The sequence below is a fragment of the Roseobacter phycocola genome, from assembly GCF_042055075.2.
Classification (GTDB): domain Bacteria; phylum Pseudomonadota; class Alphaproteobacteria; order Rhodobacterales; family Rhodobacteraceae; genus Roseobacter.
The window spans coordinates 2425522-2451946 of sequence record NZ_CP194010.1 but is presented as its reverse complement, the minus strand read 5'-3'; the positions used below and the strand labels follow the sequence as shown (position 1 = coordinate 2451946).

Genomic DNA, 26425 nt, shown 5'->3' with positions numbered 1-26425 from the left:
AAGCGGTTCTAGGTTGTTCCTCTCAGGTGCACCATTTTTCCTGCATTTTCAGTTCAAACGCGTCTTCGCGAAAACCGAACCATGCGCGGCCGTACGAAGCTTGTTTTGCAATCACGGCCAACTCTGTCCTGGCCTGGTGAGTCGCGTCGGACTGATGGTTAAAATTTGACCGAACTTTCAACAAAAACGCCGTGGATCACTAACTGTTCAGTGAGCAGAACCGAAATGACACATTCCCGTCATAATTGACCTGAAAATAAGGCATTCCGTAGACATTTTTGGAACAGTTTGGCAATAGTATGGCAGCTTAATGGTAAGAAGCAGCACGATTTGAGGCTGCAGAGGTTATGGAATGAAACTGAAAACACTTCTGACTACGTCATCCTTCATCGTTTTTTCTTCAGTTTTGAGTGTCGCAACCACACAAATGGCGGCGGCGCAGCAAACTGGAGAGTTTGAGAACAAGTGTTCTATTCGTGAAACGAGGAGCGCAGTTGAAAACGTATCGATTGATGCTCTCTGCAGCTGTGATGCTATTACCACTGGCTTCATTCGGTTTATCCAGCGCCACAACAACCTGGTGGAAGTGCTTGAGGGAACCGGGGAGAGTTGCCCGGGACTGGCTCTGCTTCTGTCAGATGCTCCAACTGCAAGTATCGCCCCTGCGGCCGAGGAGCGTCCTGATTCTGCTGAGGACAGGCAGCAGGAAGCCGAACAGGCCGCCGATCAGGGTGGGTCCGGTGGCGATGGAACACCCGGTGGTGACGGAACGCCTGGTGGTGACGGAACGCCTGGTGGTGACGGAACGCCTGGCGGCGACGGAACACCCGGTGGTGACGGAACGCCCGGTGGCGACGGAACACCCGGCGGCGACGGAACGCCTGGTGGCGACGGAACGCCTGGTGGCGACGACAGCGGTACATTCGGCGATAACGACGACGATGACGACAATGACGATAATGATGACGGTGACGGCGTCGGCGGCGGCGGCGAAGGTACGAGCGGAGGTTTCGGCTGAGACAGGACGGAACTTCCAGAAAAAATGAATTCTGACCAAGAACGGCCGCGATACCTTTCGCGGCCGTTTTTCATTTACGTAAGCTCTCTGCGGGTCAGGCCCGGATCAGCAATCCGACCCAGGCACCGGCTTTGTCCGGGCTCTGCATGCGCAGGAAAGTGTAGCGTGTCTCTTTCCAGGGCTTAATCCGGTCCGTCAGGTTGTCGAGCACATAATCGCCCGTGTCCGCCCGCAGAACCAGAACCGCATGGCTGTTGCCGCGTGTGTCCAGCACGGTGGTCAGCAACAGTCTTTCGGGTGCAATCCCGGAACGGATCAGCTCTTTCTTTTTCAGCAGAGCAAAATCCTCACAGTCCCCGCGTAAGGAATGAGGGAGTGTCCAGTATTCTTCTTTTCCGTACTGTGACAGATCGGTGACTTCCCGGATCTGCCTGTTTACGCGACGGTTCACGGTCTGAACCGTCTTCAGATCCTTTTGTGTCAGGGCCTGAGTTGAGCCCGAATGAGCACAGGCCCAGCTGTATTTGCCACACAGACCACGCGCGCCACTTGGCGGGGCGATCGCCATTTTGGCACGGAGAAAAGAGTCACTTCCTGTAGCCTGGGCGCTCTGCGGTGCATGTAACATACCCGCGGCAATCACCAGCGCCATGACTGCACTGGTAGCCAGACTGCGTCGATCCCCACCGATGCCATTTTTGCGTGCGTTCCAGAATTGAAGAGCCATTTGGAAAGCCTCGTATTGTTTTCGTTCCCGCCAGCCTCCTCCGGGTGCAGCATGTCAGTTCCGGAGCGTCTGACTGTACCCGTTATGAGCGTTGAGCTTGGCGAACATTGGGCTCAAATTGGGCGTTGAGGTAACTATTCATTAAAAACCCGACCCAAATGCTGTGCCCACAGGGGGCAATTGTGGCAGCATTTGTGCACTTCAGCCAAGGTGCAGAATGTCAGAAAATTCAATATGACTGTCCCTTTTTGCAGTAAATAAAGTACTAACCGACAACGCAACAGCCTGTTTGCGCCGCATCGCCGGCCAAAAAGCGGCGATATCTTGCCGACATGCTGCGGTCACATTTCGGATGCGATCGCGTCGTTTTTTGCACAGGCGCGCCTGATGCTGATTCTGCCGCGGACCGGGGTCAGACTGTTGCCAGTAAATACAGCCAGACCCAGACCGTCAGAATAGACGCTGCGGTCGCAATCAGAACAGAAGAAGCCGCCACGCGTTTGGCCCGCCCGTACATATTGGCGAAAATGTAGGCGTTGAACCCCGGTGCCATGGATGCTGTCAGCACACCTGACCGGAAAGCGTCGCGTGGCACGTCCTGAACTGAGCCGAACATCCAGAAGAATGCGGGGTGCAACACAAGCGCAATGACGCACACCATGGCGATAGCCCTGAAGTCGCCTTCTGGCCTGTATTGGAACAGAACACCCCCAAGCGCAAAGAGTGCGGCGGGCAAGGCCGCGCGGACGATCAGAGACAGTGCATCGTCCACCACGCCGGGCACTGCGAGTCCGGTCATGTTCACGATAAAACCCAGACCGATGGCCAGAACGAGTGCGTTGCGGAACATTGCCCTGACGACGGAACGTGCCATAACAGCGGGCGATTGGCCTCTGTTGCGGGTTATCTCCATTACGGTAATGCCCAGGCCGTAGCAAAAGGGAGAATGCAGAGCGACAATGGCGAAATTCCCGGTCAGGGCCTCAGCGCCATAGGCGCGTTCGGTGATCGGCAGGCCCAGGAGCACTGAATTGGAAAACAGGCAGCAGAACCCGATGGCAACGCAGTCTTCCCACTCTCGTCTGAACAGCACGCGCGCGCCGACCATCCCCAGAAAAAAACATATCGCGGCACCCGCATAAAAAGATGTGAGCAGGCCAGGGTCGAAAGAGGCAGACAGGTCCATGTGAGCGATGGCCTGAAACAGCATACAGGGGATGGCGAAGTTCTGCGTAAACCGCATGACGCCATCAATTCCTTCAACAGGGAACAGATTGCGCCAGACGGCAGTATACCCGAACCCGATGACGAGAAATACGGGCAGAATGACGTCCAGTAGCGTTTGCATCGGTGGCCTTCAGCGCCAGCAATCGGTGCTGGCAGGAAATGAGTGCCCGCAGCGTGTCAGGGCGTATCGAATGTCAGCCGCTGACCGTCATAGGCGGGCTGAACGTGATCCGGGGTCTCGCCTGAAAGTGTTTCGTAGTCGAGATCAATGTGCATATTTGTCAGGACCGCCTGACGTGGTTTTACGCGTTCAATCCAGCTCAGCGTACGATCCAGGTGTGCGTGTGTCGGATGCGGTTCGCGCCGCAAGGCATCAACAATCCAGCAATCAAGGTTGTCGAGGTGATGCCATTGGTCATCAGGGATTTCCGCCACGTCGGGCAGATAGGCGACGTCGCCGATCCGGAAACCCAGGGCGTCCATTCCACCATGCGCGACCAGGAAGGGCGTGAACCGGATCGTTCCACCATCGCCATCAATTTCAACATCCCCTTCGATCAGGTTCATGTTGAGGATGGGCGGGTAGGTCGAGCCTTCGGGTTGCACGAAGGCATAATCGAAACGGCTCATGAGCGCATCGCGGGTGGGCGCATCGGCCCAGACCGGAAGGCGCGCGCGCATGTTAAATACGATCATGCGCAGATCGTCGATACCATGCACGTGGTCTGCGTGTGCGTGTGTATAAATTACGGCATCCAGCCGGCCGGTCCCGGTTCCGAGCAACTGGTCCCGGAGGTCCGGCGAGGTATCAATCAGCACTGTGGTTGTGCCATTGTCACTGGTGCGTTCGACCAGCAGCGAACACCGCCGCCGCCTGTTGCGGGGATTGTTCGGATCGCAGTCGCCCCAGTGACCGCCCAGCCGCGGGACACCGCCTGATGATCCGCACCCCAGAATGGTGAACGTGGTCTGCGCCATTATGCAGCGGCCTCCCACGAAAGCACCTTGCTGAAGAGCCGTTCGAAGTTTGCCTCGGTCTGTGCTGCGAAGTCGGGGTAGCTCATGCCCATTGTCTCTGCAGCCCGGCGCGCGGTGTGGGCGGTGTAGGCCGGTTCATTTCGCTTGCCACGATAGGGCGGTGGCGCAAGGTAAGGGGCGTCCGTCTCGACGAGAATGCGGTCAGCCGGTGCCGCCGCGAAAATTCCCCGCAACTCTTCGGATTTGGGGAACGCTGTGATGCCGGACATCGAAAGATAAAACCCGAGATCAAGCGCAGAACGCGCAAGCGCCTCTGAGGAAGAGAAACAGTGCATCACGCAGGAATACGCACCATTCGCGTATTCGTCCCGCAGGATGGCGGCCATGTCCTCATCTGCGTCACGGGCGTGTATGATCAGGGGCAGACCGGTGTCCCGCGCTGCACTGATATGAATGCGCAGCGAGGTTTTCTGGATTTCTGAACTGTCTGCTGTGTAGTGATAGTCCAGCCCGGTTTCCCCGATGCCGACAAACTTCGGATGCTTTGCAAGTGCGATCAGTTCGTCCACCGTGGCAAGCGGTTCTTCAGCCGCACTCATCGGATGCGTACCGGCCGCATAGAAGACCGGATCATGAGCCTCTGCTATCGCGCGGACCTGTGGTTCATTCCGGAGCCGCGTGCAGATGGTGACCATCCGTTCAACGCCTGCGGCCGCAGCGTTTTCGATAACCTCCGGCAGCCTGCCGTCAAAGTCAGGAAAATCGAGGTGGCAATGGCTGTCGGTGATCCGGGGTGTGTCCGTCATGCCTGTCGTGGTGTCCGGGCCGGACCCTCAGATCAGGGGCTGGCGGTTTGACTTACTTTGATCAGGGTATCCAGGATCAGAGCGGCGGGGTCAAGGTTCACCGCGCGACCATGCCGTGCCCGCGCCCCGGTTTCCTGAGCCGTTTCCGCCCACGCCCGGCCTTTGTAGGGTGAGGGGGCCAGCCGCCTCAGAACCTCGGCCTCACCGGGAACCACTTCGGTCACTGGCGGATGTCCTGTCGCCCCGGTCAGTGCAAGGCGGGACAGCAGCAGATCGAGCAGTTCAAATAGCAGGTCCCGTCTGGCCTCAGCGCCACGGGCCGCCGCCGCCTCTGCGAGTTTGACAGCACGACCTCTGTCCAGCTGTGGCAGGTTCTTCAGGATCGCCAGCAGCTCAGCATAGAGCGCAGGTCCGCCCAGAAGCGAAAGACGCAGGGCGGTGCCAACGGATCCACCCGACAGGGCGGACAAAGCATCGGTTCCGGCATTGTCGTCCGCGCCCGTCTGGCTGAGGGCCTGCGCCATGTCTTCAGGGGACAGGGTGCCGAGGCGCAGCGTCCGGCATCTTGAGCGGATCGTCGGCAAAAGCCGTGAGGGCTGGTGGCTGATCAGCAGCAGGGTTGCCCGCTCCGGCGGTTCTTCCAGCATTTTGAGCAGAGCATTGGCCGCAGAGGTATTCAGCTCATCCGCCGCATCCACGATCACGACACGCCGCCCGCCGTCGGCGGCGGACAGCTGAAAGAACCCGGCCAGTGCGCGGATGTCGTCGACGACAATCTCTTCGCGCATCCGGTCAGTTTTGGGATTTGCCGTGCGGGTAATAACTTTCAGCCCCGGTTCCGCCCCCGCTGAAATCCGTCGTGACACAGGGTGTTCCGGGTCAATGTCCAGGGTTTCGGGCACGGGCGGAGCGCCGAACAGTCCGTCATCCTGCAGGGGCGGTGTCGCCAGCAGAAACCGCGCGATGGCCCAGGCCAGAGTGGCCTTACCCACTCCACGCGGCCCGGTCAGCAGCCAGCCGTGATGCAGCCTGCCGGATGCAAAGGCATCCAGAAACGAAGCAGCGGCGGCATCCTGTCCGAAAATCCGTGCGGTATCGCGTGGATGTGGTGCGCCCTCAATCTGATCAGGTGCGCTCATGCCAGGGCCTGGTCCACTGTTGCCGCTATGTCCGCCGCAACAGCGTCGATATCCCGTGCACCATCAATAATGCGGAAGCGGTCGTGGAATTCGTCTGCCAGAGCCAGAAAGCCAGCGCGCATCGCAGCCTGGAGTTCCTCGCCAAAGGCTTCAAACCGCTCGTCAGCCGTTTGCCGGGACAGCGCCCGGGAAAGGCCCGTTGCCGGATCCATGTCGATCAGAATAGTTAGATCGGGCTCCCGCCCGATCATAAGCGTGTGCAGCTGATCCACGACGGGTCGCAGGTCCCCCCGGGACATGCCCTGGTACATACGGGTACTGTCCGCAAACCGGTCACACAACACAACTTTGCCGCTGGCCAGAGCAGGCTCGATCAGGCGCTCCATATGGTCACGGCGCGCTGCCGTAAACAACAGGATCTCCGTCTCCGCTGACCAGCGGTCCGGATCGCCCTGCAGCACCAGCGCGCGGATTTCTTCTGCACCGGCCGAGCCGCCCGGCTCGCGCGTTACAATAACATCGCGGCCGGCAGCGCGCAGATGCGAGGCCAGGCGGTCAATCTGTGTCGATTTACCGGAACCGTCGATGCCTTCGAATGTGATAAAGCAGCCTGACCCGCGCGCGGGAGTTGTCACGTTGCGTCCCCGGGTCCTTCGATGAGGCGGTTGATCAGCAGCAGTGCCGCTGTGCTCATCCGGCTGACAAAACCACCGGGTCCGATGTCACGGTCGGCAACCAGCGGAATGCGTTTCTCCGGCAGGCCTTCGGGCGTGAAAACAAGTTCTGCGAGTTGCTGCCCTTTGGTGACCGGTGCTTCAACCGGGCCGGTAAAGACCACTTCTGCCTCAAGTTCACTTGCCGCGAGAGCCGGCATCAGAACACTGATATCTTCCGCAGCAACCAGGCCAACTTTGGGCTCACTGCCCATCCAGACATCTGCATCTGCGAATTTCTGACCTTCGCTGATCATGGGACGCATTGTGAACTGGCGGAATGCCCAGTTCACAATGGCCTGCGATTCCTGGGCCCGTGCGGCACTGGATTCGATGCCGGAGACTACAAAAATCACGCGGCGGTCACCCTGTTTTGCGGAGCCGGTCAGGCCATAACCTGCCTCCTGTGTGTGTCCGGTTTTCAGGCCATCCGCACCGATGTTCATCGTCAGCAGCGGGTTGCGGTTCAGCCGGTTGCTCGGGACGCGGTTGTCAAATTCAAACTCGGTTTCCGCAAAGAGCGGGTAAAACTCGGGGAAATCCTCGATCAGGCGGTGGGCGAGCAGACCAAGGTCACGCATGGACATCAGGTGCCCGGGTGCGGGCCACCCATTGGAATTGGTGAAAGTGGAATTGGTCATGCCCATCTGCTGCGCGCGCTGCGTCATCAGCCTGGCAAAACCGTATTCTGTGCCATCGGGAGACAGTGCTTCGGCGATCACGACGCATGCGTCATTGCCTGACAGGACAATAATGCCTCGGATCAGATCCTCGACGCTGACACTCTCGCCGGAGCGCAGGAACATGCTGGAGCCGCCGTAAGATTGTGCGTGCTCCGAGACAGGAAGAAGCTCATTGAGATCCAGACCGCCATCCGATTTGCCCCGGCGGATGGCTTCAAAAGCCATGTAGAGCGTCATCAGTTTTGACATTGACGCAGGTGGCAGCGGGACGTCGGCGTTCTTGGCCAGCAGCACGGTGCCTGTCGTCTGATCGATCACAAAGGCTTCGCGTGCCTGAGTTTCAAAGGCGAGCGCGTGAACCGGCGCCAGCAAAAGTGAAAAAATCAAAGGTGCAAGACGGATCACTGTGGTGTCTCCTGCTTTGGCTTAGTTTGATACGGCAAAGGCATCGGTGAACCCGACGGCTTTTACCTTTTCCAGCATAGTGTTGCGTTCCGCTTCGGAGGCTGCAGGACCCACAACGACACGCCAGAGGCTTTTGTCTTCCCGTTTAAGCTCGCTTGCCCGTGCGGTCAGTCCGGCATCGCTCAACTGCTTGACTGCGCGATCGGCATTTTCTGCAGAACTCAGCGTGGCCGCCTGAAGAAACGGGCGGTTCAGTGATGATGAGGGCAGCGTGGATTCGGGCAGTGCAGAACTGGTGACCGGTGCTGCCGCTGCGCTGCTGGCCACTTCCCGGGCAGTATCGGCCGCAGGCTCTGCTGCTGCATCGGCCTCGCCAAGAGCGGCTGTGGCAAGCGCAATCGGATCTGCGCCACCGCTTGCCTCGTCGGTTGCTGCAGCACTGCTGATCTCTTCGGCTGACAGTGTTGACGCTGCGGTGTCCGCCGCCAACTGCGTTTCGACTTCTGTATCGACGGCTTCCGGTTCTACAGGTTGTTCGATGACTTCACGGCGCAGCGCTGTTACGTCCAGCTCCGTCGGCGCGCCCGCAAGAATGTCCAGCGCGGATGCTGCGTCTGATGAAAGTTGCAGCCGGGGTCCTGGAACCTCACGTTCGCGCCTGAAAAGCGCACCCACAACGAATTGTCCGTTTTCGGTGTTCCGGATGATGACGCGCTCCGGGGCGTCGGCGTCCGGATGGGCAACCCAGACACCACCGAGCGACGGGCGACCGTCCCACAGGCCTTCTTCGCGTGCTGCGAAAACTTCGGGTGCTTCAACATCCTGTTCGGTTGTCTCTCCCGTTGCCGGTGTGGCGGCTGACGCCTCTGTCGGCGCTGGCTTCAGGCTTTCGAGATTGAAGGCGCCTGTCTCATCGCAGGCGGAGAGGGCCAGTGCCGCAACCATTGCGGTGGCAGCCCGGCATGCGGGTGAAAAAAATCCGGACACGCAACTGATCGTCATTCGGGTCGTCCTTGCCTGTGAGCCGACATACGGCATATCTGCTGTGCCCTTGTTCCGGGCTTTTGCGCATATCCTAGCCCGAGTTGTGCCGCGTGGAAAGGTTTTGCGCAGGTTCCAGGCGATAATCCTCTCCGCATTTTCAGGCTGACACACTCATGAGCGGACCCGGATCGCCAAAAAGGCAGGTGCGGAGGGTGTCTGCTCTTGCGCAATCCGGCTGCTTCGGCCAAAAGCGCAGGGCCAGTCATTCCGGAGGAGTGGCAGAGTGGTCGAATGCACCGGTCTTGAAAACCGGCGTGCGTGAAAGCGTACCGTGGGTTCGAATCCCACCTCCTCCGCCATTGTCCCGGCACATTTTTTGGTGAACGGTAATGAAGGTTTGGCGCACGTTGCACTCATCTCGTGCACAGAAAATCCGGTTTCAGCCCGAATACTTCTGTGACGCTATGGCCAGATCAATCAGCTCTGCCATCGAACCCGCCTGCATTTTCTCGAGAATACGGGCCCTGTGATGATCCACCGTGCGCGGACTGATGCGCAGCTCGCGAGCAATTTCCTTGCTTGTGATGTTGGCTGGGTTTGCGACGACCATGTCGACGATTTCGCGCTCCCGGGTGGTCAGCGTGTCCAGCATCGCACTGGCCCGCGCGGCTTTGTCCCGCGCGTCACTGCTTGCTGAGCTGATTGTCAGCGCCTGCCTGATGCGCTCGACCAGCACATCCGTCCGGAACGGTTTCTCCAGAAAATCGAGGGCGCCGGCCTTCATGGCCAGCACGGATTCAGGGATGCCGCCGTGACCTGTGATAAAGATGATGGGCAATGCACGGCTTTCGGCGACGAGCTTTTTCTGAAGCTCAAGACCGTTCATTCCCGCCATGCCGTAGTCCAGCACGATGCACCCCGAACGCTCATCACTGAAGCCGTCCAGAAACTCGTGGGCGGACGCGAAGGTTTCTACATTAAACCCCCGCGTGGTCAGAGAGCGGCTCAGGGACGAACGAATGTCTTCGTCGTCATCCACAATGAAAACTACGTCATTCTCCATCATCATTGCTCCACCACCGGAACTGTAAAACAGAAACGTGCGCCACCCTGTTCTGTCGTTTCGTGCCACATCTCGCCACCACCTGCCTCTACTATAGAGCGGCAGATGGACAGTCCCAGCCCCATTCCGTCGGCTTTTGTGGTTTCGAACTGGGAAAAGAGATCAATGCCCGGATCGACGCCAGGACCTGTGTCTTCGACTGAAACCCGGACAAATCCTTCCAGTACGTCCGAAGAAATGCAGATGTCCTTCTGCGGTGTGCCGGAATCTGCCATGGCCTCAATCGCGTTTCGCAACAGGTTGACGATGACCTGCGCCATCTGAATGCGGATACCCTGAACCTGTGGGAGGTCGGGCTGTGACACGCGGATACTGACGCCGTGCTCTGTGGCTTCGGCCTGAACCAGATGAAGCGTCTGTCCGATCAGTTCTTCAAGGTCAAAAGGCGTTTTCCATTCCTCGCCCTTCCGCGCAAAGCCCCGCAGAGCTTTGATGATGTCAGCGGCCCGGTGTGCCTGCTGGTCCAGATCCTGGAGGATTTGCGTGAGCTCCCTGTCATGGTCTGCGTTTTCACTGACTGTCATCAAAGCCGCATCCGCATTCTGGGTGATGGCGGTCAGAGGCTGGTTCAGCTCATGCGCCAGGCTGGCTGCCATCTGCCCCAGCAGTTTCCCGCGCGCAAGATGCGACAGATCGCGGTTCAGTTTTTCGATCTGTTTCTGAGAGTCCTTCGTTTCGGTGATGTCGTTTATGGTGGCCACAATATGCAGGGGCTGGCCGGCATCGTCATGGATGACGATGGCATTGATCCGGATCCAGATCATCTGTCCGTCTTTGCGCCTGCAGGTCTGTTCAATGCTGGAATCGCCGTTTGCCAGAGTTTCAGAGACGATGTCGGAAAAGGTCTCCGGATCGTCCGGTGCAAAAAGATCTGCTGCATTCATGTCCAGCAATTCGTTCGCTGTGAACCCGGTGATGCTCGCGAACTTGGGGTTCACCCGGATGAAGCGCCCGGTATCGGGCGCAATCTGCACCATGCCGCGCGAGGAGAGCTCAAAGGTCTGACCGTATTCGTACTCAGCCGACTTGCGCTGCCTGATCTCGGCCGTGAGAGTCTCGTTGGCCTGTTCCAGTTCTTTATAGGTCTTTGGCATAGGCTCGGACGGATCGATTTCCCCCTGAGAGATCAGAGCGGCGCGTACCGCAAATGCCCGCACCGGACGGTTGATGAATGTCGCCAGCATTAGGCCGATAATGCCGGTGATGGCCGACACCAGCGCTGCCACCCAAAGGTTGCGGGTGCGGTTTTCAACAATTGCGCCGACAAAGTCAGAAACCGGCGCATAAACGGCGATCGTCCAGGGCAGTTGTTCGCTGATGGTGGGCATAATGGTGGAGACATAATCGGCCCCCATATAGCTGAAGATGGCATATCGTTCCTCTTCGAAGCGCAAGGCCTCCATCTGTGACAGATCGCCGAAAGCGGCCTGTGCAATGTCGTCTTCAATCTCCTCAATCCCGGCAAAACGGAACGTGCCATCAGAGTTCACAGCCTTCAGAAGGTTTGGTCTCGGATGTGCGATAACGTCGCCGTTCTGGTTGACGATCAGTGCTGTTCCGTTTTCGCCAATCTTGAGCTCCGACAGGAACTCGGACAATTCGCTGATCTCGATGTCGACGCCGACAACACCTTTTACGCCACCGTCCTCTGACACAACCGGTACGGCGATTGTGATCCCGGGGTTCTGTGAGCTGAAGAAAATATAGGGGTCGGTCCAGACCATGCTGCGCTGTGCTTCTGCGCGCCGGTACCAGGGGCGTTCGCGCGGGTCGAAAGTGTCGGTCGGATCTTCGATCTGCGCCTCAACACCATAATCCTGATTGCGCCAGATCAGTTCTATCCGGCGGTCAGACCCGTTGCGGGTGATGATCTTGGAGCGGAACGGCGCCGGTTGTTCGCTGTGTTTCACATAGACAAAGTTGCCATCTTCGTCGCCATAGAAAAGGCCCGCGAGGTGTGGAGCCGTCTGCAGTTGCTGAAACAGCAGCCTTTCTAGAAGCTCCTGGTTCTCGCTCGCAACAATCCGGTTCTCGGCAATGCGCGCGGCAAGTTCGGCCGCCCCCTGTGCTGGTCCAAGAAAACCTTTGGAATGCGCGATTGTGTTGGAGCCGACGTCCCGTAACAGGCTGCGGGCATGGTCCAGCAGAACCCGTTCGGACGTCAGGTACGACGACGACATAACGATAATGATCGCGACAAATTGCAGGCCGGCAAGGCACAAGGCGAGAACAAGACCCAAAGATGTTTTCATTTCAGGTTTCTCCGATGCTCCTTTCCGGTTTGCCACACTGCAGGTAAATGTGTCTGCGCGCGGTCGCTGATCCTCGCATCATTCCCGGGCATTAAACAATACCCGGAAGCGGTATAGGCAATTTTACCTAGGTAATGACACGAACTTACACTTATGCACGTGCTGGAGCACACTGTGTACGTTCAAAGTCATTAGTTGCGAACTAAGTTCGTTCGAAGTTTGGTGAGTTTTTAAGGCTCGTACCGGCCTGCCTGGGCATAGCGTCGTATCCCGACGCGGGCTTCTGAAATATTATTAAGTGGGCCGTTTAAGATCAGCGCCGCATCGGGCAAGAGATTGCCCTGATGCGGCGTTTTTTCTTGGAAAGGCGTGCTTTGGGGCGCCCGGCTCCGGCAACGGCCGCAGCATCGTTTTGCGGCCTGGGCCGCTGGGCGGTCTGCGCAGTGGCAGAGGAATGGCCCGGCGGATCGCGTTGTTTCAGGGGCGGGGCAGGTTTCTGCCGGGGTGTCCCTGCCGGTTCCTGAGGGTCATCCGTATGCTGACCCTTTTCAGGGTCAGGCAAAGAGTGTCGGCGACCGGTACCGGAACCGGCTGCGCGCCGAGATCAGCTGGGTGTCGCATGAAGTGCCATCCGTGAAACAGGTGTCAGCCGGGGGATCAGCATCGGAACGTTCTGCTGGTAGTTCCGGTATCTGTCGCCGAACTCTTTGACGAGGGACCTTTCCTCAAACCACAGGCCGATCATAACGTAGGTCGCCATCAGAGCGGCGAACAGCAGGTGCCCTGCGGTCATAACTGGTGTTCCGAAGACCACCATAATCACCCCAAGCTGCATCGGATGACGCACGAACCGATAGAGAAAAGGAACCCGGAATTCGGGAGTGGGCATAGGTCGTTCTTTGTGCGCCGACCAGATCTGGCGCAGACCGAAGAGTTCAAAGTGGTCGATCAGGAAGGTCGAAACGAGCACGAGTGCGACCCCGAGACCGCAGATCCCGTAGGCAATCCACGCGCCAGCACCACTCACTTCCCAGATCGTTGCCGGAAGGGGCTGCCATTGCCACATGGCCAGCGCAAGAAACAGGGCTGACTGCAGCACATAGGTGCTGCGTTCAGCATCCGCGGGAATGATGGTGGTCCACCATTTTTTGAACCGGCCACGCGCCATCAGGCTGTGAAAAAAGCCGAAGAGGAAAATCAGACCGGTGTTCACGGCAAGAGCCGCGATCACAGGCACAGCATCGCCGTCGTTAATTGCCTTCGGCACAGGCAGGCTCAGCAGAAATCCGATCATGTAAAGAAAAGAGACATTAAAAAGAATGTATGCAGTGACGCCGTAAATGACGAGGCCGGGACGTTTCACAAGGGGCTCCTGGTTATCCCGAACACGCATCATCCGGAATGGACAGATACGCTCGGGTGTTGGGCGACTCACCCCTACGCCAGGACGGCAGGCCGTTTCTGTGATCGTCTTCACGCAGCGTGAAAAAACCAGGCATCGTGATCCGCTAAGTCCCGGGTTTTGGGTCGCAGACAGATTCTGTCTGCGCGCCGGGGCAGGGGAGGCAGGTTCCGGTTGGTCAGCCAGGCCCTTTCAGCGCCGCCACCATTCTTGCGACTTCGCGTGCCGATGTCTGCTGCCGTCCGCCAACCGGATCGAAATCAGAAAAAGCCGGATCGCCTGGCACAGGTTCATGGCAGGAGGCGTGAACCTCATCAGCGCCTGTACGCTCAAGCACCGACCGGACATTTTCTGGTGTCAGGCCGCAGCCGGGCATCACCGACATTTGCCCATCTGACCGCCTGACCATTTCCCTGATCAGGTCGGCGCCATCAGGGGCCAGAGGTTGCGCGCCCGACGAAAGAACCCGATCAAACCCGAGCGACATTGCCTGATCGAGTGCAGCAAGCGGATCGGGCACAACATCTATGACCCGGTGAAGGGTTTTCCCCATCGGCCCTGCGGCCTCAATGAGCTGACGCAAAATGGGCAGATCAAGGCCGCCTGCCGCATTCTGTACGCCCAGCACGACACCGGCCAGACCCGCGTCGCGCGCGGCCCGGATATCAGCGAGCATGATACGGACCTCCACGTCGGAAAACCGGAAAAGGCCGCTTCGGGGTCTGATCATTGCAAAACACGGCACCACAAGCTGCGCTGCTGCCTGCATGAGGCCTGCTGAAGGTGTAAGGCCGCCTTCCGACAGTGAGGAGCAAAGCTCTATGCGGGCGGCCCCGCCAGCAACCGCACTGCAGGCCCCTTCGTATGTGTCCACACAGACTTCGAGTTGTGCCATTGCAGCAGCTTTCTAAACTTTGTCCGCCAGAGGTTGCCCGAGGGCATCCACAGTATGTTGTACGAGGCCGCTCAGATCCTGCCTGATCCGGATCACTTCACTGATCCGGGTCGCATTGGGGCGCAGGCTGCATCCGGGAATACGGCACAGTCCGGCGGGCGTGGTTGTGGCTGCCGCAAGCGCCTGGTCCAGCGGCACCCCAACCTGGTTGACCAGAACAGATACCGCCTTTGTCAGATCAAGATCCGCACCCGCAAGCGTTCCATCCGACAGCCTGAGCTGGCCGTCCCGACGCAGAATGCTGCGCCCGTTCAGCAGAAAGGCGTCTGTGTCAGTTCCCGCGACAGCCATGGCATCGCTGACGAGAAACAGTTTTCCGGGGCCTTGTTTTGACTGCCAGGCGATACGGATGACATCCGAATGCACATGAATGCCGTCTGCGATCAGGCCCGCGGAAGCCTCGCCATACGTCAGAGCAGCGCCCGCCAGTCCGGGCTCACGGTTGCCGATCTGGCTCATGGCGTTGAACAGATGCGTGGCACAGCGCGCCCCGGCTTTGAAAAACCTGATGCAGGTGGCGAAATCAGCATCCGTGTGGCCCAGAGAAACCAGCACCCCGGCGCGGGCAAGCGCGGTCACCTGATCTTCTGTCACGTTCTCGGGGGCTATGGTCACTTTCAGGACCGGCAGCTTACCGGCCGTTTCCAGCAGAAGGTCCAGGTCGTCCGCTTCCATCGGGCGGATCAGGGCCGGATCGTGGGCCCCCTTTCGCGCCACTGACAGATGCGGCCCCTCCAGATGCAGCCCGGCGATGCCGGGGATCTTTTCCTCAACGGCTGCGCATGCCGCATCAATTGCCCCTTGTGTGATGTCACGCGTGTCAGTGATCAGCGTTGGCAGCAGATGCGTCACGCCCAGCCACCGGTGTGCCTGCGCCATGCGGCGCAAAGTATCGGTGGTCGGGGCATCGTTGAACATCAGCCCGTCGCCGCCGTTGACCTGAATGTCGGTATAACCCGGGCTCAGGATATCGCCGTCAAGGTCAATCACGTACGCGCCCGGATCATCCTCCGGGGCAGTCACTATGCCGGACAGAACACCATCCGAGAAACGGACAGCCGCACCATCATGCAGCTGTGATCCGTCGAAAATCCGGCCGTTGCGGAATATCACCGTCTGCGCTGTCATACGGTTTCGGTCACTTTGTTGAGGTGCCGCGGCGTGTCAGGGTTGATCCCCCGTTTTGTGGCTACGTTTTCAACCATGCCGTAAAAGGAGACAATTGCGGAAATCGGATCGGTCAGCCAGTGTGCGGTGCGCACGTGGGGCAATTGCCGCGCGCGCCGCGCACCGCGGGCGAGGGTAAAGACCTGCGCGCCCTTGTCTGCCAGCGCGTCAGCTGTTTGCGCCACGTTTTCCTCCGCCGCATCGCCCGCGGCAAAGGCGATAACGGGAAAACTGCGGTCCACGATTGAAACCGGACCATGCATCACCTCTGCAGAGGAATAGCTTTCGGCGTGGATCAGGCAGGTTTCCTTGAATTTCAGCGCGGCCTCGTTGGAGATGGCCCAGGATGGGCCGCGGCCAAGTGTAAAGAGCGATGACCCGTCGATGCTGTCCGCGGCTTCGGACCAGTCACATGCTGTTGCATTGCTCAGATGACCGGGAAGGGCACGTACGGCAGAAATCAGGTCATTGTCCTGTCTGATCTCCGCCATAAGCCAGAGACCAGCCACCAGTGAGGTCACGAAGGTCTTTGTCGCCGCAACGCTCAGTTCGGGACCGGCATGGATTGGCAGCTTTCTGTCTGCCACGCCTGCCAGTCTTGAGCCGGGGTCGTTTGTGATGGCAACGGTCAGGGCGCCATTTGCAGCGAGGCTTTCCGTCATCCGGACGATGTCAGGGCTCTGACCGGACTGGGACACCGAAATACAAAGCGTGCCAGGCACCGCAAGATCAGTTCCGTAGACTGATTTTACAGATGGCCCGACGGACGCCATGGGTCGTTTCAGGAGCAGTTCACTGACATATTTAAGGTACGTGCAGGCGTGATCTGATGAGCCGCGCGCCACGGACAGAAAAAACGAAGGGTCTGCTTCCCGTGCCGCACCTGCGGCCTTTTCGACATCAGACTGTCCACGCGACAGCAGGCGTTCTACCGCGTCAGGAATTTCCAGAATTTCCGAACGCATTCGGGTCGTGTCGGAGGTCATAGCATCAGGCCTTTCAAAGACGGAGTTCGGCAACGAAGTCATAGGCATCCCCCCGGTAGATCGAGCGCGTCAGTTCCGCGACGCGTCCGCTTTCCAGAAACGAGGTGCGCTCAATGGACAGCCCTGCTGCGCCCTCGACAACACCGAGAAGTCCGGCCTCTGTAGCGCCGAGGTTGATGGCGGAAATTTTCTGGATTGCGCGCACCGGGCGCTGTCCCAGTTGTCCAAGCACCTCATAGAGAGAGGTTTTGACGTCCAGCGGGTTCGGCAGAATGTCGAGCGGCAAGGATGCACGCTCAAGCGCCATCGGCTGCCCCCCTGCTTCGCGCAGGCGGTAAATGCGGGCCACCTCATCCCCTTCCGCCAGGCTGAGCGCGCTGGCTTCCCGCGCGTTCGGGGCAAAAACGCCGCGTTCCAGCCATTTCGACGTGGTTTCCATGCCGCGCTGAGACATATCTTCGGTAAAAGAGCTCAGGCGCGAGAGCGACTGTTCCACGCGCGAAACGGCCTCCCGCACGAATGTTCCCGAGCCCTGGCGCTGCTCCAGCACGCCTTCGCGGACAAGTTCCTGGATCGCTTTTCGTACTGTGACACGCGAAAGCTCTGTGACATCTGCCAGTTCCCGTTCCGGCGGCAATGAGGAATTCGGGGGCAGCACGCCTGAGCCGATGCCCTGTTCCAGGCGCCGGCGCAGCTGAACATACCGGGGGCCTCCGCCATCGGTCAGCCAGCTTTCAGGACGCAGAAATTCTACTGAATTCATGCGGTGACCTCCGATGCCAGATCCATTGCCAGTGATAAGGCTCCCTCCAGCGGCGTGCTTTTCGGTGCCGTGATACAATGGCGCATCTGTTCAGGCAGGTGCCGGGCGAAAAACGGGCCGATGCCGCCGGTCAGGCACACTGGCATATCCGCGTGCCATCCAAGATCTGTCAGTTTTTGCGCAATGTGTTCTGCACCTTTGCGCATGACGCGCAGTCCATTTTCGTCTCCGTCGGCAGCTGCGGACGTAACCAGCTTCGCAAGCTCACCCAGATCTGCCGGTGCGGCTTCGCGGGCAAACCGGACAATGCCGGCGGCATCTCCGAAATGCGCGAGAAGTTCGTTCGTCAGCGCGGAGTCCCCTGCGATGCCATCTGTTGTATCGAGGGTAGCGCTCAGTGCCAGCCTGCCGATCCATTGTGCCGAGGCTTCATCGCCCAGCACCGGCCCCCAGCCTCCTGCGAACCTTGCTGCGCGATCCTGCTGAACGCCGAAAAAGGATCCGGTGCCGCAGTGCACGAGGAACCCGTCGCCGACACCCAAAGCGCCGCGCAGGGCAGCGGGCCTGTCGTCGTCTGTTCTGATTGTACGGAATGGCAAAGCTGCGCGTATCCTGTCGGCGATTTCCGGTCCGGTGACGCCGGCGAGACCCACGAAAGCGGGTGTATCGCTTATGCTGTCCATTGATATGCCGGTGCGTTTCGCAAGCGCATCAATGCCGCTCAGAATTTCCCTGACGCCGCCTGAAAAATCAGTGGAAACGTTGGCGGGCCCGGTCTCGACAGACGTGACTGTTCCATCGGCGACAAGCGCAACCCGGCAGTGCGTTCCGCCGCCATCTATGGCCAGTGCCTGTCTGGTGTGTCGCAAATCCATAAACATACCATTACAATACCTATCAGTCTTATGAAAGACCTAATTCAGACCAAATGCCCGAATTTTCGGCAAAAAAGCTATTAAAATGTTGAGTGAAGAAAAGAATGGACAATAGGTATTAAATAGGTATCTTTACTTGCATCGCTGGGGGAATCAGATGAACACACCGCAAACAGAAGCGCTGCATGAGGAAGCATATGGGCTTGATGCCCGGCCGCTTGACGAAGTTGCGCGCATTCTGGCTGCGGGACAGGCGGCCGCGGCACAGACGGTCTGTGACAGCACCAGGGACATCGCGGGAGCCGGAGAGCTCATGGCCCGCACCATCAGAGCCGGCGGCGTCATTCACTACGTTGCAGCCGGGTCATCCGGACTGATGGCTGCATCTGATGCGATGGAGCTGGGCGGCACCTTTTCGATACCGGCTGAACAGCTGCGTATTCATATGGCGGGTGGGTTGCCGGATGGTGTGGAGATGCCGGGGGCGACCGAAGATGATACCCATGCCCTCGCGACCGGTCTGGCCGGTCTGTCATCCCGCGATCTCTTGATCGCGGTTTCGGCAAGCGGAACAACACCTTACACCCTTGCGGCCGTGGAAATTGCGCGCAAGGCCCGTGCAAAGATTATCGCGATTGCCAACAACCCGGATACAGCGCTGCTGGCGGCTGCAAATGTTCCTGTTTGTCTGCGGACGCCGCCAGAGGTGTTGTCCGGGTCGACACGCATGGGGGCGGGTACGGCCCAGAAAATTGCACTCAATATGATGTCCACTCTGATGGCCATCGACCTTGGCCATGTCCATGACGGCATGATGGTGAACGTGCACGCTGACAATATCAAACTGCGCCAGCGCGCGGCCGGCATCGTTGCCCGGATTGCCGCAGTGGATCATGAGGGCGCGATGGCCGCTCTTGACGCTACAGGCGGTGCGGTCAAGCCCGCCGTGCTCGTTGCCCGCGGGCAGAGCGAGGAAACCGCACAGGCCCTTCTGAACGACACCGGATCAAACCTACGCGCGGCTCTTGCGCGGCTCACATAACTTTTCACTCTGGGAGGTAAACAATGAAAAGCAAAACACTGGCAATGGCACTTGCGACGACGGCGCTGGTGGCGTCCGCGGCACAGGCGCAGGACGTGACACTGACAATCGAAAGCTGGCGGAACGATGATCTCGCGCTCTGGCAGGACAAGATCATTCCGGCTTTTGAGGCTGAGAACCCCGGTATCAAGGTGGTCTTTTCGCCGTCTGCACCGACCGAATACAACGCTGTGCTGAACTCCAAGCTGGATGCGGGATCAGCGGGTGACATCATCACCTGCCGCCCGTTTGACGCTTCGCTTGCGCTTTTTGAGGCAGGCCACCTTGCGGATCTTGATGACATGTCCGCGATGGACAACTTCTCGGATGTTGCTAAATCCGCCTGGCAGTCCGACGATGGATCAGCGACATTCTGCGTGCCGATGGCCTCTGTAATCCACGGGTTCATCTACAATGGTGACGCCTTCGCAGAGCTGGGCATCGAAGTGCCGACAACTGAGGCAGAGTTCTTTGCGGCACTGGATGTGATCAAGGAAGACGGCACCTATATCCCGATGGCCATGGGGACCAACGACCAGTGGGAAGCAGCCACGATGGGTTACAACAACATCGGCCCGAACTACTGGAAAGGCGAAGAAGGCCGTCGTGCTCTGATCGCAGGCGACCAAAAGCTGACAGACCCTGTCTGGGTTGCCCCTTATGAGACACTCGCGCGCTGGGGTGAATATCTGGGTGATGGCTATGAGGCGCAGACCTATCCTGACAGCCAGAACCTCTTCACGCTGGGCCGCGCAGCTATCTATCCGGCGGGGTCCTGGGAAATTTCGGGCTTCAATGCGCAAGCCGACTTTGCCATGGGTGCTTTCAAGCCGCCGGTGCAGAACGCAGGCGACACCTGTTACATCTCGGACCACACCGACATCGGCATTGGCATGAACGCGGCAACGGAAAACCCTGACGCCGCAAAAACGTTCCTTGCCTGGGTTGGCAGCCCTGAATTCGCGTCGATTTTCGGAAATGCGCTGCCGGGCTTCTTCCCGCTGTCGAAAACACCGGTCGAACTGGAGGATCCGCTGGCACGTGAATTCGTCGGCTGGCGCAGCGAATGCGAGAGCACCATCCGCTCGACCTACCAGATCCTGTCCCGTGGCACGCCGAACCTGGAAAATGAAACCTGGGGCGCTTCGGTTGCTGCCATCAAAGGCACATCCTCGCCCGATGAGCTGGGTCAGAAACTCCAGACTGGTCTCGCCAGCTGGTACGAACCGCAGCAGTAACCCTCCCCAAAGCTGCAGAACGTCCGGGCGCAGAGGCGCCCGGGCACCATCCCCGGAGAAACCCCATGCCGACTCCACGCATTCGCTGGCACATCATTGTGTTCCTGGCGCCGGCCGTTCTCGTCTACACGGCCGTGATGATTTTCCCGCTGTTCAACACGCTGCGCCTCGCGCTCTACAGCGAGGTGGACCAGTCACGCGTCTTCGTCGGGCTGGAAAATTTCCGGACACTCTTCTTTGATCCGATCTGGTCAGAACAGTTCTGGAACGCGCTGGGCAATAACTTCTGGTTCTTTGTGGTGCATATGCTTGTGCAGAACCCTATCGGGATCGCGCTGGCCGCAATTCTGAGCCACCCGCGCCTGCGCTTTGCAGCACTTTACCGGTCGGCGATCTTTATCCCGACGATCCTGTCATTTGTGATTGTCGGTTTTGCCTGGAAACTGATCCTGTCGCCCATCTGGGGGATCGCGCCCTCGATGCTGGATGCCGTGGGTCTGAAGTCCCTTTTCGCGCCCTGGCTGGGCAAAGAAGAATATGCGCTTACCACGCTTGCACTCGTGTCCGTCTGGCAGTTCGTGGGCATTCCGATGATGCTGATCTATGCCGCTCTCCTCTCAATCCCGGAGGAAATACTTGAGGCGGGTGAAATCGACGGTATCACCGGTATTTCTGCCTTCTGGAAGATCAAACTGCCGCTGATCCTGCCCTCGATCGGAATCATTTCGATCCTGACCTTCGTGGGTAATTTCAACGCCTTTGACCTGATCTATGCAGCCCAGGGCGCGCTCGCGGGACCTGCTTTCTCGACCGATATTCTGGGTACATTCATGTACCGCACCTTCTTTGGCTTTCAGTTGCAGCTCGGCGATCCTCACATGGGGTCCGCCATCGCCGGGGCCATGTTTGCCATCATTCTGATCGGCGTGTGTATCTACCTCTTTGGTATCCAGACACGCATGCGGAGGTACCAGCTGTGAACAAGGCCCGCTCCAATCCGTTCAACACCATCGGGATGCATGGTGCGCTGATCATCTACACGCTCATCGCGCTCTTCCCCGTTTTCGTGATCCTGATCAACAGCTTCAAGACCCGCAAGGCGATCTTCCGCGAACCGCTGGCGCTGCCCGATGCCGACAGCTTTTCAATGATCGGGTATCAGACGGTGATGAAACAGGGGGACTTTTTCCTCTACTTCCAGAATTCCATGATCGTGACCGTGGCCTCGCTGTTCTTTGTGCTTCTGTTTGGCGCGATGGCAGCTTATGCGCTAAGCGAATACAGGTTCCGCGGCAATCTGCTGATGGGGCTGTATCTGGCGCTCGGCATCATGATCCCGATCCGCATCGGTACCGTGGCCATTCTGGAAATGATGGTCGCCACCGGGCTGGTCAATACGCTCTGGGCGCTGATCCTTGTCTACACTGCTCAGGGTCTGCCGCTGGCCGTCTTTATTCTGTCGGAGTTCATGCGCCAGGTGTCAGATGATCTGAAGAATGCAGGCCGGATAGACGGGTTGTCTGAATACACCATTTTCTTCCGCCTTGTTCTGCCGCTGGTGCGCCCGGCGATGGCGACGGTAGCTGTGTTCAACATGATCCCGATCTGGAACGATCTGTGGTTCCCGCTGATCCTGGCTCCGGCTGAGGAAACCAAGACACTGACGCTGGGCAGCCAGGTCTTCATCGGGCAGTTCGTGACCGACTGGAACGCAGTTCTTTCCGCGCTCTCCATGGCGATCCTGCCGGTGCTTGGCCTTTACGTCATCTTCTCGCGGCAACTGATCCGCGGGATCACATCGGGAGCTGTCAAATGACCCGTGTACTGATTGCCGGGCTGGGAAATATGGGGCTGAGCCACGCGCTGTCGCATCACAATCACCCGGATGCGCAGATTGTTGGCCTTGTTAACCGATCTGCGGTCGACCTGCCGGAAGAACTGCAGAAGTATCCCTTTTTCGCCAGTTTTGACGAGGGGATGAAGGCGCAGCCAGACCTCGTGGTGATTGCCACCTACACAGATACGCACGCGGATTATGCCTGCCGCGCGATGGAAGCCGGCGCCCATGTTTTCGTGGAAAAACCGCTCGCGCTGACCGTTCAGGACGCGCAGCGCGTGGTTGAAACTGCGATCCGGACGGACCGGAAACTGGTGGTGGGATACATCCTGCGCCATCACCCCTCCTGGGTGCGCCTGATCGAAGAGGCCAGGGGGCTCGGCGGGCCATATGTTTTCCGCCTCAACCTGAACCAGCAGTCATCGGGCGCTGAGTGGGAAACGCACAAAGCGCTGATGCAGACCACCAGCCCCATCGTGGATTGCGGCGTGCACTATGTGGACGTCATGTGCCAGATCACAGATGCGCGTCCGGTGCGTGTCAACGGCATCGGCCTGCGTCTTTCGCCCGAAATCCCGCAGCATATGTACAACTACGGACAGCTGCAGGTGACTTTCGATGACGGATCGGTCGGCTGGTATGAGGCGGGCTGGGGCCCGATGATGTCCGAGACTGCCTTTTTTGTGAAAGATATCGTCAGCCCCAACGGGTCGGTATCTATCACCGAGGGCAATAAGGGCGCATCGGCAGACATCGACGGGCATACGCGGGTCGGGGGCATTCTTGTGCACCGGCCTGACGGCGACAGCGTGATCGATATGCCGGGTGAGCCGGGACACCAGGATCTCTGTGATGCAGAGCAGGCTTGGATGCTGCAGGCGATCCGTGACGACTTTGACCTTGGCCGCCATATGTCCGATGCGGTCAGCTCGCTGGCGATATGCCTTGCAGCGGATGAGAGCATCCGGACCGGCCAGCCTGTTACCCTTGAGGAGACCAGCACATGACTGCCCTGAAACTGACCAGTGTGAATAAGTCCTTTGGCGATGTGCATGTGCTGAAAGACATCAGCATGGATGTTGAGGACGGTGAGTTTGTCGTGTTTGTCGGCCCGTCGGGTTGTGGCAAGTCCACGCTGCTGCGGGTCATCGCGGGGCTTGAGGATGCCACGTCGGGCGAGGTGCAGATTGCCGGCGAGCAGGTCAATCACACACCCCCGTCCAAACGTGGCATTGCGATGGTTTTCCAGAGCTACGCGCTTTACCCGCATCTGAACGTCCGCGGAAACATGACGCTGGCGCTCAAACAGGAAAAGCAACCCCGAGCGGTCATTGATGCGCGCGTAGAAAAAGCGTCACGGATGCTCAATCTGGAGGAATACCTCAGCAGGTATCCCTCAGAGCTTTCGGGCGGACAGCGCCAGCGGGTTGCCATCGGGCGGGCCATTGTGCGGGAGCCCAAGCTGTTTTTGTTTGATGAGCCTTTGTCCAACCTGGACGCGGCGTTGCGCATGAACACCCGGGTCGAGATCGCGAACCTGCACCGCCAGCTTGGGGCATCGATGATCTATGTGACGCACGACCAGACCGAGGCCATGACGCTTGCTGACAAGATCGTCGTGCTGCGCGACGGGCGCGTTGAGCAGATCGGCAGCCCGATGGAGCTTTACAACAATCCGGCCAATCAGTTCGTGGCAGGGTTTCTGGGATCGCCGTCGATGAACTTTTTCCCGGCCAGCGTGGTCAGTGGCAGTGATGAAAGAACGATGGGCGTGCGGCCTGAAAACCTGTTTCTGTCAGACAGCGGCGCGCTGACCGCAAGTGTCAGCCATGTGGAGCATCTTGGCGGCGACACCAACATCATCGCGAAAATGAACAGCCAGCAGATAACCGCGCGGCTGTTTGGTCAACATACCGTTGAGGCGGGCCAGACGCTGCGTTTTGGGTTTGACCCTGACAATGCGTACCATTTCGACAGCGACGGCCAGCGGATCGCATAACCGGCCTCGGTCACGCTTTGGTCACTGTGCCGAGCCGTCGTACCTGACGATGTTCAGGCCCTCCTCTGCAAGAGGGGGCTCAAAGTATCTCATGGTCTGATAAAACTGTTCTTCGCTTGCGGCAAAGGCATGTGTGCCCGCCGCATTCCGTGCACGCAGCCGTTCCAGACAGACATCGTCGGGCGGATCCAGAAGATGCAGCTGGTGGGACACATCCGCTTCGCGCACGATGCCCATCATCCAGCGCCTTGAGGCCACTGTGTTCGCCTGAGCATCCAGCACAACGGAAACGCCGGCATCGAGCAGATGGCTCAGATGCGGTGCCAGCACACTGCGCAACCTGCCGGAATATTCAACGAAATCACGCAGTGTGGACATCTGATCGGCATAAAGACCATGCAGCCAGATGTCCTCTGAGACCAGTACGGTGCCAGGCGCTTCGGCGAGCCTGGCGGCGAGGGTAGATTTTCCCGCAGCTATCTTGCCGCAGAACATATGAAGCACGGGACCGTTATCCGGCATTCGTTTCTCCTCTGATCCATGCGTTTCATCGGGTCAGCTGCCAGAAGCGGCAGGGCAGGGCAATCGCGGCCACGACAAGCCCGATCATATATCCGACCCAGACCCCGGCAGCGCCGTAGTCCCAGTAAAATCCCAGCAGATAGCTGGCTGGCAGCGCAAGCGGCCAGTAGGCGGCCAGTGTGATCACGGTGGGCAGGTTCATGTCCGACATGCCGCGCAGCGCGCCCAAAGCTGTGCCCTGAATGCCATCCGCGACCTGCAGCAGGGCGACAATGATAAACAGGACAACGGCCAGGTCGATCACTGCCAGGTCGTCCGACATGGTCTCGGCGAGCACCCGGCCGAAAGCGATAAAGAACGCGGCCGCCAACAGCTGCCACAGCGTCACGATCAGGAAGGAAGCCTTGAGTATCGGGCGCAGCCTGTGTTCATGGCCCGCACCGACTGCCAGCCCGACGCGGATCGAGGCGGCACCTGCCATGCCCAGCGGTATCATATAAGCGAGACCTCCAATGGCGTTCACAATCTGATGGGCGGCCAGCGCCTCAGCTCCGAGCCAGCCCATCATAATGCCGACAACTGCATAGGCGCCGCCTTCGCCGGCATATCCCAGACACAAGGGCAGGGCCTCTTTGCACTGCTTCTTCACATCGGGCCAGCGGACGGTGACCTGTTGCCGGAAAGCGGCCAGCCCGGGTGATTTTGCCAGCACAATGAATGCTGCGAACAGCGATACGCATTGCGACAGGATGCTGGCCAGACCGGCGCCCAGAATGCCCAGTTCCAGAACATGAATGAATGTGTAGTTGGCCGGAATGTTGAAAAGCACCCCAAGGTAGGAAAGCACCACTGCTGTCCAGGGTCTTCCCACGGCGTCAAAGAGCGACTTCAGGCCAAAGAACAGTGTAAAAGGCAAGATCCAGATGGCCATTGAAACCCAGTAGGGCAGCAGGATGGCGAGAACTTCCCGGGGTTGGCCGAGCGGGCCCAGCAGGGGATACAGCGCCAGCATGAGAATGGCTGCGACACCGCCGCCAAGCAGACAGAGTATCATCCCGCCGCGCAGCACCTGCGCCACACGTTTAGGGTCGCCGGCACCTTCAGCCTGGCTGATCTGGACTGAGATCACAGTCACCACACCCCAAAGTGCGGAGATCATGATGATGAGGACAGCCGTTGTCACGCCGGCTGCTGCCAGCGGCACTGTGCCCAGCGGAGAGATCATTGCGGTGTCCACCACGCCGATGAGCAGTGCGGCAGCAAGCCCCACCATCAATGGCACGGCGAGCCGGAACAGAGGCTGGATTTCGGCGCGCACCGGCGCCTGTTGAGAATAGCGTAGGTCAGTCATGGTTCACCTGCCGGACGTTTCCGGCGAAAAAAGTCGCGTGCTTCAGCCGTGTGCTGAATGTTTCAACGGGCGCTCAGGCCTGCGACGGGTGATCCATTGTTCCGGTCTTTCTCTGGACGGTCTTTCTGCTCGCGGTGTAGCCCTGTTTGAGCGATCCGTCCAGTTGTAAATCCGGACATTGCAGCCGGATCCGG

Annotated in this window: 25 protein-coding genes and 1 tRNA gene; 8 read left to right on the top strand and 18 right to left on the bottom strand. The window is 58.9% G+C overall.

All coding sequences use genetic code 11. From position 1 onward, the window contains the following. The first annotated feature begins 352 nt into the window (after positions 1-352). Positions 353-1018, top strand: a complete 666-nt coding sequence (locus AB4K19_RS12020; protein WP_375228589.1) for a hypothetical protein — start codon at positions 353-355, stop codon at positions 1016-1018. A gap of 94 nt (positions 1019-1112) precedes the next feature. On the opposite strand, the gene AB4K19_RS12015 is transcribed toward AB4K19_RS12020, so the two are convergent. The 8 genes from AB4K19_RS12015 to AB4K19_RS11980 all read right to left on the bottom strand — a co-directional run bounded on the left by AB4K19_RS12015 (position 1113) and on the right by AB4K19_RS11980 (position 8698). After that, complete coding sequence (locus tag AB4K19_RS12015; protein WP_375228588.1) at positions 1113-1745, bottom strand: transglutaminase-like cysteine peptidase; 633 nt, start codon at positions 1743-1745, stop codon at positions 1113-1115. Positions 1746-2157: 412 nt separating this feature from the next. Next, on the bottom strand, positions 2158-3093 hold the full coding sequence (locus AB4K19_RS12010) for an AEC family transporter (RefSeq protein WP_375228587.1): 936 nt from the start codon (positions 3091-3093) through the stop codon (positions 2158-2160). A gap of 56 nt (positions 3094-3149) precedes the next feature. Continuing rightward, positions 3150-3950, bottom strand: a complete 801-nt coding sequence (locus tag AB4K19_RS12005; protein WP_375228586.1) for an MBL fold metallo-hydrolase — start codon at positions 3948-3950, stop codon at positions 3150-3152. Beyond that, the gene (locus AB4K19_RS12000) at positions 3950-4756 is read right to left on the bottom strand and encodes a TatD family hydrolase (protein ID WP_375228585.1); all 807 of its coding nucleotides are present in this window, start codon (positions 4754-4756) and stop codon (positions 3950-3952) included. The genes AB4K19_RS12005 and AB4K19_RS12000 overlap by 1 nt, the downstream gene beginning before the upstream one ends. A gap of 32 nt (positions 4757-4788) precedes the next feature. Further along, on the bottom strand, positions 4789-5895 hold the full coding sequence (locus AB4K19_RS11995) for a DNA polymerase III subunit delta' (RefSeq protein ID WP_375228584.1): 1107 nt from the start codon (positions 5893-5895) through the stop codon (positions 4789-4791). After that, the gene (tmk, locus tag AB4K19_RS11990; protein ID WP_436397707.1) at positions 5892-6530 is read right to left on the bottom strand and encodes a dTMP kinase; all 639 of its coding nucleotides are present in this window, start codon (positions 6528-6530) and stop codon (positions 5892-5894) included. Before tmk ends, AB4K19_RS11995 begins: the two co-directional genes overlap by 4 nt. Continuing rightward, positions 6527-7696 (bottom strand): D-alanyl-D-alanine carboxypeptidase family protein, encoded by a 1170-nt coding sequence (locus AB4K19_RS11985; protein WP_375228583.1) that lies wholly within the window; start codon positions 7694-7696, stop codon positions 6527-6529. The genes tmk and AB4K19_RS11985 overlap by 4 nt, the downstream gene beginning before the upstream one ends. A 21-nt stretch (positions 7697-7717) precedes the next feature. Then, entirely contained in the window at positions 7718-8698 is a 981-nt protein-coding gene (locus AB4K19_RS11980; RefSeq protein ID WP_436397705.1) for an SPOR domain-containing protein, read from the bottom strand. Positions 8699-8949: 251 nt separating this feature from the next. On the opposite strand from AB4K19_RS11980, the gene AB4K19_RS11975 reads away from it, so the two are divergent. Beyond that, positions 8950-9039: transfer RNA gene (locus AB4K19_RS11975), tRNA-Ser, on the top strand. A gap of 80 nt (positions 9040-9119) precedes the next feature. On the opposite strand, the gene AB4K19_RS11970 is transcribed toward AB4K19_RS11975, so the two are convergent. From AB4K19_RS11970 to AB4K19_RS11935, 8 genes are all read right to left on the bottom strand, one after another. Further along, entirely contained in the window at positions 9120-9743 is a 624-nt protein-coding gene (locus tag AB4K19_RS11970) for a response regulator transcription factor (protein ID WP_436397703.1), read from the bottom strand. Positions 9744-9745: 2 nt separating this feature from the next. Further along, positions 9746-12055: a cache domain-containing protein gene (locus AB4K19_RS11965; protein ID WP_375228580.1), complete on the bottom strand. Its 2310-nt coding sequence runs from the start codon at positions 12053-12055 to the stop codon at positions 9746-9748. Between the two features lie 604 nt (positions 12056-12659). Continuing rightward, positions 12660-13418: a methanethiol S-methyltransferase gene (mddA, locus tag AB4K19_RS11960; protein ID WP_375228579.1), complete on the bottom strand. Its 759-nt coding sequence runs from the start codon at positions 13416-13418 to the stop codon at positions 12660-12662. A 217-nt stretch (positions 13419-13635) separates the two neighbouring features. Next, positions 13636-14352: a copper homeostasis protein CutC gene (locus AB4K19_RS11955; RefSeq protein ID WP_375228578.1), complete on the bottom strand. Its 717-nt coding sequence runs from the start codon at positions 14350-14352 to the stop codon at positions 13636-13638. Between the two features lie 12 nt (positions 14353-14364). Next, a complete protein-coding gene (nagA, locus tag AB4K19_RS11950; RefSeq protein WP_375228577.1) occupies positions 14365-15540 on the bottom strand; it encodes an N-acetylglucosamine-6-phosphate deacetylase in 1176 nt (391 codons plus the stop codon). Then, the gene (locus tag AB4K19_RS11945) at positions 15537-16565 is read right to left on the bottom strand and encodes an SIS domain-containing protein (RefSeq protein WP_375228576.1); all 1029 of its coding nucleotides are present in this window, start codon (positions 16563-16565) and stop codon (positions 15537-15539) included. Before AB4K19_RS11945 ends, nagA begins: the two co-directional genes overlap by 4 nt. A 13-nt stretch (positions 16566-16578) precedes the next feature. Next, on the bottom strand, positions 16579-17328 hold the full coding sequence (locus tag AB4K19_RS11940) for a GntR family transcriptional regulator (RefSeq protein WP_436397699.1): 750 nt from the start codon (positions 17326-17328) through the stop codon (positions 16579-16581). Then, positions 17325-18203 (bottom strand): BadF/BadG/BcrA/BcrD ATPase family protein, encoded by an 879-nt coding sequence (locus tag AB4K19_RS11935; protein ID WP_375228575.1) that lies wholly within the window; start codon positions 18201-18203, stop codon positions 17325-17327. The genes AB4K19_RS11940 and AB4K19_RS11935 overlap by 4 nt, the downstream gene beginning before the upstream one ends. A gap of 157 nt (positions 18204-18360) precedes the next feature. Between AB4K19_RS11935 and AB4K19_RS11930 the strand changes: the two genes are divergently transcribed. From AB4K19_RS11930 to AB4K19_RS11905, 6 genes are all read left to right on the top strand, one after another. Beyond that, positions 18361-19245, top strand: a complete 885-nt coding sequence (locus AB4K19_RS11930; protein ID WP_375228574.1) for an N-acetylmuramic acid 6-phosphate etherase — start codon at positions 18361-18363, stop codon at positions 19243-19245. 23 nt (positions 19246-19268) lie between these two features. Continuing rightward, complete coding sequence (locus AB4K19_RS11925) at positions 19269-20522, top strand: ABC transporter substrate-binding protein (protein ID WP_375228573.1); 1254 nt, start codon at positions 19269-19271, stop codon at positions 20520-20522. Between the two features lie 65 nt (positions 20523-20587). Then, the gene (locus tag AB4K19_RS11920) at positions 20588-21502 is read left to right on the top strand and encodes a carbohydrate ABC transporter permease (RefSeq protein ID WP_375228572.1); all 915 of its coding nucleotides are present in this window, start codon (positions 20588-20590) and stop codon (positions 21500-21502) included. 35 nt (positions 21503-21537) lie between these two features. Next, positions 21538-22338, top strand: coding sequence for a carbohydrate ABC transporter permease (locus AB4K19_RS11915; RefSeq protein ID WP_375230884.1), 801 nt, complete (start codon positions 21538-21540; stop codon positions 22336-22338). Then, the gene (locus AB4K19_RS11910) at positions 22335-23366 is read left to right on the top strand and encodes a Gfo/Idh/MocA family protein (RefSeq protein ID WP_436397697.1); all 1032 of its coding nucleotides are present in this window, start codon (positions 22335-22337) and stop codon (positions 23364-23366) included. Before AB4K19_RS11915 ends, AB4K19_RS11910 begins: the two co-directional genes overlap by 4 nt. Further along, complete coding sequence (locus AB4K19_RS11905; protein ID WP_375228571.1) at positions 23363-24358, top strand: ABC transporter ATP-binding protein; 996 nt, start codon at positions 23363-23365, stop codon at positions 24356-24358. Before AB4K19_RS11910 ends, AB4K19_RS11905 begins: the two co-directional genes overlap by 4 nt. A 21-nt stretch (positions 24359-24379) precedes the next feature. Here AB4K19_RS11905 and AB4K19_RS11900 read toward each other — a convergent pair whose 3' ends face one another. Both AB4K19_RS11900 and AB4K19_RS11895 read right to left on the bottom strand, forming a co-directional pair. Beyond that, positions 24380-24880 carry an AAA family ATPase gene (locus AB4K19_RS11900; RefSeq protein WP_375228570.1) on the bottom strand — a complete coding sequence of 167 codons (501 nt, stop codon included), beginning with the start codon at positions 24878-24880 and terminating at the stop codon, positions 24380-24382. Between the two features lie 25 nt (positions 24881-24905). Beyond that, the gene (locus AB4K19_RS11895) at positions 24906-26231 is read right to left on the bottom strand and encodes an MATE family efflux transporter (protein ID WP_375228569.1); all 1326 of its coding nucleotides are present in this window, start codon (positions 26229-26231) and stop codon (positions 24906-24908) included. Positions 26232-26425 lie beyond the last annotated feature (194 nt).